This window comes from Burkholderia sp. SRS-25, from assembly GCF_004343765.1.
Lineage (GTDB): Bacteria > Pseudomonadota > Gammaproteobacteria > Burkholderiales > Burkholderiaceae > Burkholderia > Burkholderia contaminans.
Window position 1 is genome coordinate 101,315 of sequence record NZ_PTXM01000007.1, and the last position, 13,159, is coordinate 114,473.

At 67.9% G+C, this 13,159-nt stretch carries 12 protein-coding genes and 2 pseudogenes; 12 read left to right on the forward strand and 2 right to left on the reverse strand.

Features of this window, described 5'->3' with window-relative positions; all coding sequences use genetic code 11:
* The 4 genes from C5O79_RS10710 to C5O79_RS10725 all read left to right on the forward strand — a co-directional run bounded on the left by C5O79_RS10710 (position 1) and on the right by C5O79_RS10725 (position 3,769).
* A complete protein-coding gene (locus C5O79_RS10710; RefSeq protein WP_122473735.1) occupies positions 1-1,329 on the forward strand; it encodes a dihydrolipoamide acetyltransferase family protein in 1,329 nt (442 codons plus the stop codon).
* A gap of 5 nt (positions 1,330-1,334) precedes the next feature.
* On the forward strand, positions 1,335-2,726 hold the full coding sequence (lpdA, locus tag C5O79_RS10715) for a dihydrolipoyl dehydrogenase (protein ID WP_122474518.1): 1,392 nt from the start codon (positions 1,335-1,337) through the stop codon (positions 2,724-2,726).
* 60 nt (positions 2,727-2,786) lie between these two features.
* Positions 2,787-3,011, forward strand: coding sequence for a helix-turn-helix domain-containing protein (locus C5O79_RS10720; RefSeq protein ID WP_226236212.1), 225 nt, complete (start codon positions 2,787-2,789; stop codon positions 3,009-3,011).
* A gap of 128 nt (positions 3,012-3,139) precedes the next feature.
* A complete protein-coding gene (locus C5O79_RS10725) occupies positions 3,140-3,769 on the forward strand; it encodes an NAD(P)H-binding protein (protein ID WP_122473736.1) in 630 nt (209 codons plus the stop codon).
* Positions 3,770-3,793: 24 nt separating this feature from the next.
* Here the strand turns inward: C5O79_RS10725 and C5O79_RS10730 are convergent.
* Positions 3,794-3,997, reverse strand: a pseudogene (locus C5O79_RS10730) (LysR family transcriptional regulator); the annotation flags it as partial.
* Here C5O79_RS10730 and C5O79_RS38530 point away from each other — a divergent pair.
* From C5O79_RS38530 to C5O79_RS10755, 4 genes and pseudogenes are all read left to right on the forward strand, one after another.
* A pseudogene (locus C5O79_RS38530) lies at positions 3,995-4,171 on the forward strand (GNAT family N-acetyltransferase); the annotation flags it as partial. The pseudogenes C5O79_RS10730 and C5O79_RS38530 sit on opposite strands and share 3 nt — an antisense overlap.
* A gap of 61 nt (positions 4,172-4,232) precedes the next feature.
* The gene (locus C5O79_RS10740; protein ID WP_122473737.1) at positions 4,233-4,910 is read left to right on the forward strand and encodes an SOS response-associated peptidase family protein; all 678 of its coding nucleotides are present in this window, start codon (positions 4,233-4,235) and stop codon (positions 4,908-4,910) included.
* A 303-nt stretch (positions 4,911-5,213) separates the two neighbouring features.
* Positions 5,214-6,644 (forward strand): cytosine permease, encoded by a 1,431-nt coding sequence (locus C5O79_RS10750; protein ID WP_122473738.1) that lies wholly within the window; start codon positions 5,214-5,216, stop codon positions 6,642-6,644.
* A 153-nt stretch (positions 6,645-6,797) separates the two neighbouring features.
* On the forward strand, positions 6,798-7,868 hold the full coding sequence (locus C5O79_RS10755) for a porin (RefSeq protein ID WP_047850455.1): 1,071 nt from the start codon (positions 6,798-6,800) through the stop codon (positions 7,866-7,868).
* A 58-nt stretch (positions 7,869-7,926) separates the two neighbouring features.
* Here C5O79_RS10755 and C5O79_RS10760 read toward each other — a convergent pair whose 3' ends face one another.
* Positions 7,927-8,883 carry a LysR family transcriptional regulator gene (locus tag C5O79_RS10760; protein WP_047850454.1) on the reverse strand — a complete coding sequence of 319 codons (957 nt, stop codon included), beginning with the start codon at positions 8,881-8,883 and terminating at the stop codon, positions 7,927-7,929.
* A 189-nt stretch (positions 8,884-9,072) separates the two neighbouring features.
* On the opposite strand from C5O79_RS10760, the gene C5O79_RS10765 reads away from it, so the two are divergent.
* The 4 genes from C5O79_RS10765 to C5O79_RS10780 all read left to right on the forward strand — a co-directional run bounded on the left by C5O79_RS10765 (position 9,073) and on the right by C5O79_RS10780 (position 13,153).
* Positions 9,073-10,383, forward strand: coding sequence for an MFS transporter (locus C5O79_RS10765; protein ID WP_122473739.1), 1,311 nt, complete (start codon positions 9,073-9,075; stop codon positions 10,381-10,383).
* Between the two features lie 31 nt (positions 10,384-10,414).
* The gene (locus C5O79_RS10770) at positions 10,415-11,686 is read left to right on the forward strand and encodes a Zn-dependent hydrolase (RefSeq protein WP_122473740.1); all 1,272 of its coding nucleotides are present in this window, start codon (positions 10,415-10,417) and stop codon (positions 11,684-11,686) included.
* Positions 11,687-11,735: 49 nt separating this feature from the next.
* Positions 11,736-12,758, forward strand: coding sequence for a histone deacetylase family protein (locus C5O79_RS10775; RefSeq protein ID WP_122473741.1), 1,023 nt, complete (start codon positions 11,736-11,738; stop codon positions 12,756-12,758).
* 104 nt (positions 12,759-12,862) lie between these two features.
* Positions 12,863-13,153 carry a hypothetical protein gene (locus tag C5O79_RS10780; RefSeq protein ID WP_047850451.1) on the forward strand — a complete coding sequence of 97 codons (291 nt, stop codon included), beginning with the start codon at positions 12,863-12,865 and terminating at the stop codon, positions 13,151-13,153.
* Positions 13,154-13,159 lie beyond the last annotated feature (6 nt).

A 13,159-nucleotide genomic window follows, 5' to 3' on the forward strand; every position in this document is an offset into this window, starting at 1 on the left:
ATGGGGATTCATGTCATCAAGATGCCGGATATCGGCGAAGGGATTGCCGAGGTCGAGCTGGTGGCCTGGCACGTGGAAGTCGGGCAGACGATCAAGGAAGACCAGCCGCTCGCCGACGTGATGACCGACAAGGCGGCGGTCGAGATTCCGTCGCCGGTGACGGGCAAGGTGATCGAGCTCGGCGGCCGGATCGGCGAGATGATGGCGGTCGGCAGCGAGCTGATCCGCCTCGAGGTCGAAGGCGAAGGCAACCTGAAGGCCGGCGCACCGGTGCGGGAATCAAAGGTAGCAACCGCACCGGTCGCGGCAGCGCCTTCGAAGGCGGTGGCGGACGCGCCCGCGGAATCGTCCGCCAAGCCGGCGGCGAAGCACGCACCCGCGGAGCCGCGTCGTGCGAAGCCTGCCGATCACGCGGAGAAAGTGGAGCCGCCGCGCGCGGCGCTCGCGCCGGGTGAACGGCCGCTCGCGTCGCCGGCCGTGCGCCAGCGCGCGTGGGACATGGGCATCGAGCTGCGCTATGTGCGCGGCACCGGCGAAGCGGGGCGGATCCTGCACGCGGATCTCGATGCGTATGCGCGTACGGGCAGCGGGACGAGCCATGCGTCGCAGGCGCGCGGCTACGACGAACGCAACGACGAAACCGACGTACCGGTGATCGGCCTGCGGCGCGCGATCGCGCGCAAGATGCAGGAAGCGAAGCGCCGCATTCCGCACTTCAGCTACGTCGAGGAAATCGATGTCACCGAGCTCGAATCGCTGCGCACCGAACTGAACCGCCGCTACGGCGACACGCGCGGCAAGCTCACACCGCTGCCGCTGCTGATCCGCGCGATGGTGCTCGCGCTGCGCGACTTCCCGCAGATCAACGCACGCTTCGACGACGAAGCCGGCGTGGTCACGCGCTACGGCGCGGTGCACATGGGTGTTGCGACGCAGACGGACGGCGGGCTGACGGTGCCGGTGCTGCGTCATGCCGAAGCGCGCGACGTGTGGTCGATCTCCGCAGAAATTGCGCGGCTCGCCGATGCCGTGCGCGCGAACCGTGCACAGCGCGACGAGCTGAGCGGTTCGACGATCACGATTTCGAGCCTCGGCGCGCTCGGCGGCATCGTGTCGACGCCGGTCATCAATCATCCCGAGGTCGGCATCGTCGGTGTGAACCGGATCGTCGAGCGGCCGATGATCCGCGACGGCGCGGTCGTCGCGCGCAAGATGATGAACCTGTCGTCATCGTTCGACCATCGCGTCGTCGACGGAGCGGATGCGGCCGAGTTCATCCAGGCCGTGCGCGCGGTGCTCGAACGCCCGGCCCTGCTGTTCGTGGAGTGAGCACGATGAAGAACGAACACACCACACTGCTCATCATCGGCGGCGGCCCGGGCGGTTACGTCGCCGCGATTCGGGCCGGCCAGCTCGGCATTCCGACGGTGCTCGTCGAGCGCGACCGGCTCGGCGGCACGTGTCTGAACATCGGCTGCATTCCGTCGAAGGCGCTGATCCACGTGGCCGACGCATTCGAACAGGCGTGCGGCCACGCGGGCGAGGGCGCGCTCGGGATCCGCGTGCGCACGCCCGAGATCGACATCGCGAAAAGCGTCGCCTGGAAGGACGGCATCGTCGACCGGCTGACGCGCGGGGTCGGCGCGCTGCTCAAGAAGAACGGCGTGCGCGTGCTGCATGGTGACGCGCACGTGGTCGACGGCAAGACCGTCGACGTCGTCGGCGGCGGCCATACGACGCGCATCAGCTGCGAGCACCTGTTGCTCGCGACCGGCTCCGAACCGGTCGCGCTGCCGTCGATGCCGTTCGGCGGGCATGTCGTGTCGTCCACCGAGGCGCTGTCGCCTGCCACGTTGCCGAAGCGGCTGGTCGTCGTCGGGGCCGGGTATATCGGGCTCGAACTCGGGATCGTCTATCGCAAGCTCGGCGTCGACGTGAGCGTCGTCGAAGCGGCGGAGCGCGTGCTGCCCGCGTACGATGCCGAACTCGCGCGGCCGGTTGCCGATTCGCTTGCAAGACTCGGCGTGCGGCTGTTGCTCGGCCACAAGGTGCTCGGGCTCGCGGAACACGGCGCGGTGCGCGTGCAGGCTGCCGATGGCGCGGAGCAGACGTTGCCGGCCGATCGCGTGCTGGTCGCGGTGGGCCGCCGGCCGCGGGTCGACGGTTTCGGGCTCGAGTCGCTGCCGCTCGATCGCAACGGCCGCGCGCTGTGGATCGACGACGAATGCCGGACCTCGATGCGCAACGTCTGGGCGATCGGCGACGTCGCCGGCGAGCCGATGCTCGCGCATCGCGCGATGGCGCAGGGCGAGATGGTGGCCGAGCTGATCGCCGGCAAGCGTCGCAAGTTCATGCCCGCATCGATCCCGGCCGTGTGCTTCACCGATCCGGAGATCGTTACGGCAGGCTGGTCGCCTGACGACGCGCGTGCGGCCGATGTCGACTGCGTGAGCGCGTCGTTCCCGTTCGCGGCGAACGGGCGCGCGATGACGCTGCAGGCGACCGACGGCTTCGTGCGCGTCGTCGCGCGGCGCGACAACCACCTGATCGTCGGCTGGCAGGCGGTCGGGCGCGGCGTGTCGGAGCTGGCTGCCGCGTTCTCGCAGTCGCTGGAGATGGGCGCGCGGCTGGAGGACATCGGCGGCACGATTCATGCGCATCCGACGCTCGGTGAGGCGCTGCAGGAAGCGGCGCTGCGCGCGCTCGGGCACGCGTTGCACGTCTGACGCGTCTCGCGGGTGACACGAAGCCGCCGATGCGCAACGTGCGCATCGGCGGTTTTTCGTTTGCCGTGCCGGCTCGACCGGTTGCAGGACGACGGCGCATGCGTCTGGGGCATGTCGGGCGCGGTGCGCAAGATCCGCGCGCAGGCGCTGATCGCGCAAGGGCGGCTGTCGATCGAGAAAATCGCGCAGAACCCGGGATTCGGCGGCACGTCGTCGTTCTCGCAGGCGTACAGGCGCTGGACAGGTGTCGCGCCGAGCGTGCCGCGACAGGGGGCGGGTTTGTAGCGCACGCCCTGTAACTTTTGGAGATGTTGGAAGGTTGTCGGCGCGGAGTCGGCCGACGATCATGTGGGAAGCCGTAAACCGGGCCGTTCCCGGCTCGCCAACGCAGGCTCTACACGGAAGGAGCGGACATGAAATTGCTGCTCGTCGGCGCGACCGGTCTCGTCGGGCGTCACGTCCTCGAAGTCGCGCTCGCCGATTCGCGGGTCGATCAGGTGGTCGTCCTCGCGCGCCGGCCGCTGTCGCCGCATCCGAAGATGCGTGCGCTGGAAGTCGATTTCGATCATCTGCCCGACACCGCCGACTGGTGGCACGCCGATGCCGTGATCTGCACGCTCGGCACCACGATGCGGGCCGCGGGCTCCCAGGCGGCATTCCGGCGCGTCGACCACGACTATCCGCTCGCGATCGCGCGGCTCGCGCACCGCCACGGCACACCGGCTTACGTGCTGAATTCCGCACTCGGCGCGGATCCGGCGTCGCGCATCTTCTACAACCGCGTGAAGGGCGAGGTCGAGCAGGCGCTCGCCGGTGTCGGGTTCGCGTCGCTCACTTACGTGCGGCCCGGCCTGATCGGCGGCAGCCGCGATGAATTCAGGTTCGGCGAGCGGCTGCTGGTGTCCGTGTTGAACGTGGCCCGGCCTGTTTTGCCGGCGAAGTGGCGCGTGAATCCCGCGTCGCGGATCGCCCGCGCGATGCTCGACGCGGCAATCGACGCGCGGCCGGGTGTGCAGGTCATCGCGTCGGACCAACTCGTCTGACGCAAAACGGACGGCGCGCGCCGGTCACCGATCCGCGACGCCGTCGAGCCCGCCGAACTGTTCGGCAAGCGCCGCCGTGAACGCCTCCAGCGCTTCGCTGCCGTCGCAGTTCCTCGGCGTCGCGAGCTGGAATGCGACCGTATGGCTCAGCTTGCTCGCGAGCAGCCGGCGCATCTTGCCCGCGGCGACCCACGGCGCCGCGACATGGCCGGGCAGGAAGCCGACATGCGGCAGGTGATCGACGCGTTCGCGGCGAATGGTTTCACGTCGTTGTTTCTGGGATGCTCGACCGATCCCGCGTCGCGCTCGCATGGCTTCTACCGGCATCTGGGCTGGACGCCGACCGGGTCGCTCCCGGCACATCATCGATTCGTAAAACTGTTTCGTCATACCAAACAATAGCGCGACCGCGGCCCCTGCGCTGATCTACGATGGAAACATTGCATCCATCGTCCGCCGAGCCGTGTGCACTCACTACCGCGCCCCCGACGAAGACCCGGGCATCAGCGAACTGAAGATCGGCATCGGCGATCTGTATCGCCGCGACCCGTGGGCCCCCGACGTGTATCCCGACTACGCGGCGCCGATCGCGCGCGCCGCCGGCGACGGCCTCGAAGTCGTCGCGGCCGTGTTCGGCTTCTGGCCGAAATTCATGCAGCCGGAGCGGCTCGACGAGAACGGCCGTAAAAAGAAGAAGCTCGACACGGTGAACGCACGCGCGGAAACGGTCGGCTCGTCGCGGCTCTACGGCAACGCGTGGCGCAACGGCCAGCGCTGCCTGATTCCGGTGCGCTGGATCTTCGAACCCTGCTACGAAACCGGCCGCAACGTGTGGCAGCGGATCGGCGTCGACGGCTGGCAGCCGTACTGTGTCGCCGGCATCTGGCGGCGTTACGAAGGTGACGACGGCCGCGAGCGCGTGGGCATGGCGATGCTCACGGTCAACGCGGACACGCACCCGCTGTTCGCGCGGATGCATCGGCCCGACGAAGAGAAGCGGGGCGTCGTGATGCTGCGCCGCGACGATTACGACGAATGGCTGCACGTGCGCGACATCGAGGCCGCCCGGCGCATGCTGAATCTCCTTCCCGCAGCCGACATGACGGCCGAGCCCGATCAGGCATCACCCGCACGCGCCTGAGCTTTCATTATTCCGACATCCATCTTTCGACTGGACAGGTCGAACGTAGCCCGATCATTCGGACATTTTCGAAAATCGGCGGATTCCGGGTAATCACCGATACCTCGCAAGTTGTATATACAAGATCATCCGCTGGCAATGTCGGCACACGTCGTGCCGCTTGCGCGCCAGCGTGCAGACCGTGCGTGCGTGGCGCATGCCGGCGATCCACGGCGCCCCGCACCCACCGAGCCGAAAGGGCGGCTCGCAGCTTCCTGCCACGTTCAAACCATTTGTGATCCTGAGTATTTTGGAGATTTCCCCGTGTCAACGAATCCCAGCGGAAAAGCCGGCGGCCTGATCGAAGTCCGTTCGATCGACTTCATTCCCGACGCCGAGCGCCACGGCGGCTTGCTGAGCCAGTTCACGCTGTGGCTGTCGGCGAACATGCAGATCACGGCCATCGTCACGGGTGCACTCGCGGTCGTGCTCGGCGGCGACGTGTTCTGGTCGCTGGTCGCGCTGCTGCTCGGCCAGTTCATCGGCGGCGCGGTGATGGCGCTGCACGGCGCGCAGGGGCCGCAGCTCGGGCTGCCGCAGATGATCTCGAGCCGCGTGCAGTTCGGCGTCTACGGCGCGATGATCCCGATCGTGCTCGTGTGCCTGATGTACATCGGCTTTTCCGCCAGCGGCTCGGTGCTGGCCGGGCAGGCCGTCGCGCAGCTGCTGAACGTCGACGACGCGGCCGGCATCCTGCTGTTCGCGGCCGTGATCGTCGTGCTGACGGTATTCGGCTATCGCGCGATCCACGCCGTCGGCCGGATCGCCAGCGTGGTCGGCATCGCCGCGTTCGTCTACATGTTCACGCAGCTGTTCGCGAACCACGACATCGGCGCGCTGCTCGCGAACAAGCATTTCTCGCTCGCGAGCTTCCTGCTGTCGATGTCGCTGTCCGCGTCGTGGCAGATCGCGTTCGGCCCGTATGTCGCCGACTATTCGCGCTACCTGCCGCGCTCGACGTCGTCGGTCGCGACGTTCGTCGCGGTGGGCCTCGGCTCGGTGATCGGCGCGCAGGCGGCGATGGTGTTCGGCGTGTTTGCGGCCGCGCTGGCCGGCGGCCAGTTCGCGCACCATGAGGTCGCGTATATCGTCGGCCTCGGCTCGACGGGCGCCGTGGCTGCACTGCTGTACTTCAGCATCGCGTTCGGCAAGGTGACGGTGACGGCGCTCAACGCATACGGCAGCTTCATGTCGATGGCGACGATCGTCAGCGGCTTTCGCGGCAAGGGTGCGGTGTCGTCGAAGAGCCGCCTCGTCTACATCTTCGGGATGATCTGCGTATCCACGCTCATCGCGCTCGCGGGCCGCCATTCGTTCCTGAAGGAATTCACCGCGTTCATCCTGTTCCTGCTCGCGTTCTTCACGCCATGGAGCGCGATCAACCTGGTCGACTACTACTGCTTCACGCGTTCGCGCTACGACGTGCCGGCGCTGTCCGATCCGGACGGACGCTATGGCCGCTGGAACATGATGGCGATCACGATCTACGTGGTCGGCATCCTCGTGCAGTTGCCGTTCATGTCGACGCACATCTACACGGGGCCGCTCGTCGATGCGCTCGGCGGCACCGATATCTCGTGGATTCTCGGCCTGGTCGTGCCGGCGGTGCTGTACTACATCGGCGCGCGTGCGTCGCGCCGCAGCATTCCCGAACACCTGATCCTGCCGCTCGAACGCGGCGAAGTTCACCACTGACGACACGTCACGCGCATCGGGCCTGCCGGCCTGACCGTTGCGCGAGCCGGGCGCTGCCTGCACCCGGCGCTTCCCCACGTTTCCTTTCCCGCGATGCCGGTGCGGCATGACTGTCGCGCCCGGTGTCGTTTCATTCTCTGACAATTGAATAGTATGACTAAGCAAAAGACAGTCCGCGGAAGCGATTCCCGGGCGCGGCCGGCGCACGCCGGTCTTCGCATGACGTTCGCAGTGGCGTGCATCGCAGGACCGGGCGCCGCGTTCGCGCAGGACGGCGTCACGCTGTACGGCGTGATCGACGAATTCGCGCAATACGTGAATACGGGCAACGGCTACACGGCGGCGATCAATTCGGGCGGCCAGTGGGGCAGCCGGTTCGGGCTGAAGGGCGGCGAGGACATCGGCGGCGGCCAGAAGATCGAATTCGCATTGGAAAACGGCTTTAATCCGAACGACGGTTCGCTCGCGAGTTCCGGCAGCATGTTCAACCGGCAGGCATGGGTCGGCATCGCGGGGCAATGGGGCAAGGTGCGCGCCGGCCGCCAGAATTCACCCCTGTTCAACGACCAGGGCGGACAGGATGCGTTCGGCGGCGTCACGCAGGCGTCCGGCATGGACAACCTGACCGTGTTCGCGTTCCGCACCAGCAACACGCTGTCGTACCAGAGCCCGGAAATCGCCGGTTTCCAGGGCGGGCTGTACTTCGGGTTCGGCGATGCGGGCGGCGTGCGCTCGGCAGGCTCCAGCCAGCAGTTCGACCTGACCTACGAACACGGGCCGTTCGGCGCGTTCGTCGCGGGCCAGTGGCTGAAGAACGCGACGGCGACCACCACCGATCGCACGATCATGGCCGGCGCGTCGTACGAGATCGGCAAGGCAACCGTGTACGGCGGCTTCTCCGCGGTGAAGTGGGCCGATCTCGGCATCGATTCGCGCGTGTACGGGCTTTCGGTCAAATATCAGTTCAATCCGGCGAACTACGTCGCACTTGGCTACGCGTATCTGCACGACCAGTCGTCGCAGGGCAACCATGCGGACCAGCTCGGGTTGATGTACGAGTACGACCTGTCGAAGCGCACGAGCTTCTATGGCGCGCTGTCGTACCTGCGCAACCGCAAGCAGGCCGGCTATACGCTCGCCGGTGCGGCGAACCCCGGCCTGCCGCTCGCATACCCGGGGGCGAATGCACGCGGCGTGCAGCTCGGCATCGTGCATCGGTTCTGATGCAGCCGGCGCGCCGGGCCGTGTGCGCCCGGCGCTCGCCGCGGGCGCATTCGCGCCGTTACTTCCCCAGCCGCTCAGCAAGCGAATAGCGCTGCATGCAGCGCTCCATTGCGTCGAGAAACGCGTGCTCGGCCGCGTTCATCTTTCGATCGCGATGCCACAGCAGGAACACGTCGACGTCGACGAGCCCGTCGTCGGGCGGCAGCCGCCACAGCCGCTGCTGCGCGATGTCGTCGCGCACGATGTGCTCGGGCAGGCAGCCGATCCCGTAGCCGGCGAAGATCAGCCGCCGCACTTCCTCGAGGCTCGGCGACGACGCGACGATGCGGCCCGTGAAGCCCTTCTGGTCGCGAAACACGGTGAGCGGCGACAGGCTGTCGCCAATCTGGTCGCTCGTGAACGACACGAAATTCTCGGCGAGCAGATCGTCCATCCGCAGTTGCGTCTGCCCGAAGAGCCGGTGATGGCGGCCGCAGTAGATCGCATAGCGCTGGCGCAGGAAGCAGCGCATCTCCAGCTTGTCGTGCGGCGTGCGGCACAGGCCGAGCCCGGCCGTGGCCGTTTTCTGCAGCAGCGACGACAGGATGTCCGACGAGCGCATCACCTCGATCTGCAGGTCGATGCGCGGGTACGCGCGATGAAAGTCCGCGAGGAATTCGTCGTAGACGGGCGACTCGATGCGGCTCACCGTCAGCAGCCGGATCGAACCGGTCAGGTCGGCGGTGCTGTCGTCGATTTCGGTTTCGAGGCGCGAGATGCCGCCGTAGATGTCGCTCGCGATCCGGTAGACGGCTTCGCCGGCCGGCGTCGGCGCGAAGTGCGTGCCGCGCCGCTCGATCAGCTTGCGCTCGAGCGTGTCCTCGAGCCGCCGCAAGGCCTGGCTCACGGCCGGCTGCGTCACGTGCAGGCGCGCGGCCGCGCGGCTCACGCTGCGCTCCTGGATGATCACCAGATACGTGCGCAACAGGTTCCAGTCGAGTCGGTCGTTCAGGAACGGGGCGAGGTCGGGGCGCATCGGGTCTCCGGGCGGGGCATCGTCAATGACATTAGTTGAATTTATACAGCGAATAATAACTTGAAATTTGACTAATGATTTGCGGTCACCGATAAAGGAGGGGTGCCGCAGCGTGCGGCGCAATGCCGCGACAGACGGCCGTCACACGACATTGCGCACCGCCTGCCGCGGCGCGCGTCAGGAGCCCGCATGACCCAGTCCCTTCCTTCCGCCCGCCAGCCGGGGCGCGCCGCGACGGCCGCGTTCATCGGCACGATGATCGAGTGGTACGACTTCTACATCTACGCGACCGCCGCCGCGCTCGTATTCGGCGAGCTCTATTTCCCGTCGCATGACCGCTTCGTCAGCACGATGGCGTCGTTCGCGACGTTCGCGGTCGGCTTCTTCGCGCGGCCGCTCGGCGGCGTGATCTTCGGCCATCTTGGAGACCGCATCGGCCGCAAGAAGGCGCTGATGACGACGCTGATGATGATGGGCGTCGCGACCGTCTGCGTCGGGCTGCTGCCCGATTATTCGAAGGTCGGCATGCTCGCGCCGGTGCTGCTCGTCGCACTGCGCGTCGTGCAGGGAATCGCGGTCGGCGGCGAATGGGGCGGCGCGGTGCTGATGGCGGGCGAGCATGCGCCGCAGGGGCGCCGCACGTTCTTCGCGTCGTTCGCGCAGCTCGGCAGCCCGGCCGGGCTGATCCTGTCGCTGATCGCGTTTCGCGCGGTCACGTCGATGGACAAGGCCGACTTCCTCGCGTGGGGCTGGCGCTTGCCGTTCCTCGCGAGTTCGGTGCTGCTCGTGGTCGGCATCCTGATCCGGCTCGGCGTGAACGAATCGCCGGAATTCGCGCGCGTGAAGGAAGCCAACCGCACGGTGAAGCTGCCGGTCGCGGAAGTGTTCCGCTCCGCGTCGGGGCTCGTGGCGCTCTGCATCGGCGCGAACACGATCGGCATCGCGGGCGTCTATTTCACGAACACGTTCATGATCGCGTACACGACGCAGTACATCGGCGTCTCGCGCTCGCTGATCCTCGACAGCCTGTTCGCGGTCGCTATCATCCAGTTCATCGCGCAACCGATCGCCGCGTGGATCGCCGAGCGCATCGGCGGTGCACGCTTCCTGAAGCTCGCGGCGCTGCTCGCGATGCTGTCGCCGTATCCGATGTTCATGCTCGTGCAGGGCGGCACGTCCGCGTCGCTCATCGCGGGCATCGCGCTCGCGGTGGTCTGCATGGCCGGCTTCTATTCGGTGATCGCGGGTTTCGTGAGCGACGTGTTCCCCGCGCACGTGCGCTATTCGGCGATCTCTCTCGCCTACCAGATCTGCGGCGCGATCGCGGGCGGGCTGACGCCGCTCGTCGGCACGTGGCTCGCGCATCGCTTCGCGGGCCAGTGGTGGCCGCTCGCGGTGTTCTACACGTGTCTCGCCGGCATCTCGCTGCTGTGCATCGTCGCGCTCGACGCCCGCCGCGCGGCACGGCCGGCCGCCGCCGAAGCGCTCGGCTCGCAGTGAACCTCAACGAACGAATTCATCCGGAGTGCACATGAAAGACCTGCTGGAAATCGACGGCGCCCGTTTGTGGCAGAGCCTGGCGGACATGGCGCGCGTCGGCGCGACGCCGCGCGGCGGCGTGCGGCGCCTCGCGCTCACCGACGACGATCGTCGCGGGCGCGACCTGTTCGCGCAGTGGTGCCGCGACGCGGGAATGACGGTGAGCGTCGACGCCGTCGGCAACCTGTTCGCGCGGCGCGACGGCATCGATGCGCAGGCAGCGCCGGTGCTGATCGGCAGCCACCTCGACACGCAGCCCGAAGGCGGCCGCTTCGATGGCGTCTATGGCGTGCTCGCCGCGCTCGAACTCGTGCGCACGCTGAACGACGCACGCATCGCGACCGGCAAGCCGCTGGAAATCGTGTCCTGGACCAACGAGGAGGGCGCGCGCTTCGCGCCGGCCATGCTCGGCTCGGCCGTCTTCACGGGCGCGTTGCCGCTCGACGAAGCGCTCGCGAAGCAGGACGCCGACGGCATCACGCTCGGCGCTGCGCTCGACGCATGCGGCTATCGCGGCACGCGTGCGACGGGCGGTGCGGTTGATGCGTACTTCGAAGCGCATATCGAACAGGGCCCCGTGCTCGAGGCGAACGGCACGACGATCGGCATCGTCACGGGCGGGCAGGCGATCCGCTGGCTCGACGTGACGGTGACGGGCGTGGCCGCGCATGCGGGCACGACGCCGATGCCGTATCGCAAGGATGCATATTTCGCGAGCGCGCAGATGGCGCTCGAACTCGAACGGATCGTCGCCGGTCATGCGCCGCGCGGGCTCGCGACGATCGGTCAGGTCGGCATTCGCAATGCGTCGCGCAACACCATTGCCGGCGAGACGACGTTCACGGTCGACCTTCGCCATCACGACGATGCGCAAGTCGACGCGATGGAGCGCGACTTGCGCGATGCGTGCACGCGTGTCGCCACCGCGCGCGGCGTGCAGGTTGCGATGGAAACGTGCTGGCGTAGCCCGGCGACGCCATTCGATCGCGACTGCGTCGAACAGGTCGCGCGGGCGGCCGCCGCGTTCGGCTATTCGAACGAACGGATCGTCAGCGGCGCCGGGCACGACGCGATCCTGCTTGCGCGTTGCGTCCCGACCGCGATGGTGTTCATCCCGTGTGTCGACGGCCTGTCGCACAACGAAGCCGAGGATGCGCTGCCGGATGACGTGACGCGCGGCACGAACGTGCTGCTTCATGCGGTGCTCGCGCGTGCGGGTGTTGCGGCGGGCGCCGCCGTGGCGGCCGCCACGCAGGACGCATGACGCGGCGAACCGGCAAGCCGGTAAATCGAAACACCGACGAGGGCGAACGATGAAAACCTATTTCCATCCCGAGCAGTTGCTGCACCATCCGCGCAGCTACCTGTCGCGCGGCCAGATGCGTGAGCCGCAGGAAGTACCCGAGCGCGCGGCGCGGCTCGTCGCCGCCGTCCGGTCGCTGGACTTCGACGTGCGCGAGCCGGCCGACCGCGGCACCGCGCCGATCGCGGCCGTGCACGACATGAACTACCTGCGCTTCCTGGAGGAAGCGCATCGCGACTGGAAGCAGATGCCCGACGACTGGGGCGACGAAGTGATGTCGAACGTGTTCGTGCGCGACCCGAACCCGCTGCGCGGCGTGCTCGCGAAAGCCGCGCGCTACCTCGCCGACGGCAGTTGCCCGGTCGGTGCGAACACGTGGCGCGCTGCGTACTGGTCCGCGCAGGGCGCGCTGGCGGCCGCGGCCGACGTCAACGGCGGCGCACGCGAGGCGTACGCGCTGTGCCGGCCGCCCGGCCATCATGCGCGCCGCGACGCGGCCGGCGGCTTCTGCTACCTGAACAATGCGGCGATCGCCGCGCAGTCGCTGCTCGGCCGCCATCGCCGGGTTGCGATCCTCGACACCGACATGCATCACGGGCAAGGCGTGCAGGAGATCTTCTACGGCCGCGACGACGTGCTGTACGTGTCGATCCACGGCGACCCGACCAACTTCTACCCGGTCGTCGCGGGCTACGAGGAAGAGACGGGCACCGGGGCCGGCGACGGTTTCAACCTCAACCTGCCGATGCCGCACGGCGCGCCGGAGTCGGCGTTCTTCGCGCGGCTCGACGACGCGCTGCGCGCGCTTGCGCGGTTCCAGCCCGATGCGCTCGTGCTCGCGCTCGGCTTCGATATCTACAAGGACGATCCGCAATCGCAGGTGGCCGTCACGACCGACGGCTTCGGGCGGCTTGGCGGTGCGATCGGCGCACTCGAGCTGCCGACGGTGATCGTGCAGGAAGGCGGCTATCACCTCGACAGCCTCGATGCGAATGCGCGCGCGTTTTTCGGCGGGTTCGCCGCCGCGCGCTGACCGGCGCGGCGGGGCACGGCCACGTGCGTGCGGGTTCAGGTTTTCCGCCCGCACGCCGATAATTCGCGCATATGCTGAATGGATGCACGAAGGAGAGCCGCACGATGACAGCCGACCAAATCAGACGGGGTGCGATCGCGCTCGCGCTGGCCGCGCCCGGCGTAGGGTCCCTCGCGAACGCGACGGAGCCCTCGATTCCGCTGCGCGTCAGTCTCACCATTCCGGAAACCTGCACGATCGGCACCGGCGCGCCGCAGGGCGTCGCCGATACCGGCATCCCGAGTGTCAGTTGCGCGCACGGCACGCCGTTCCTGCTCAGCCACGCGCCGCTGCCCGATGCGCGGTCGGCGTCGCGCGGGGCGGGCGCGCCGTCCGCATGGACCGTCATGTTTTGAGCGGGC

Bases quoted from the DNA above. Each gene is read 5' to 3' on its own strand.
- C5O79_RS10710 (WP_122473735.1), top strand. From the start codon at position 1: ATGGGGATTCATGTCATCAAGATGCCGGATATCGGCGAAGGGATTGCC.
- lpdA (WP_122474518.1), top strand. From the start codon at position 1,335: ATGAAGAACGAACACACCACACTGCTCATCATCGGCGGCGGCCCGGGC.
- C5O79_RS10725 (WP_122473736.1), top strand. From the start codon at position 3,140: ATGAAATTGCTGCTCGTCGGCGCGACCGGTCTCGTCGGGCGTCACGTC.
- C5O79_RS10755 (WP_047850455.1), top strand. From the start codon at position 6,798: ATGACTAAGCAAAAGACAGTCCGCGGAAGCGATTCCCGGGCGCGGCCG.
- C5O79_RS10760 (WP_047850454.1), bottom strand. From the start codon at position 8,883: ATGCGCCCCGACCTCGCCCCGTTCCTGAACGACCGACTCGACTGGAAC.
- C5O79_RS10765 (WP_122473739.1), top strand. From the start codon at position 9,073: ATGACCCAGTCCCTTCCTTCCGCCCGCCAGCCGGGGCGCGCCGCGACG.
- C5O79_RS10770 (WP_122473740.1), top strand. From the start codon at position 10,415: ATGAAAGACCTGCTGGAAATCGACGGCGCCCGTTTGTGGCAGAGCCTG.
- C5O79_RS10775 (WP_122473741.1), top strand. From the start codon at position 11,736: ATGAAAACCTATTTCCATCCCGAGCAGTTGCTGCACCATCCGCGCAGC.
- C5O79_RS10780 (WP_047850451.1), top strand. From the start codon at position 12,863: ATGACAGCCGACCAAATCAGACGGGGTGCGATCGCGCTCGCGCTGGCC.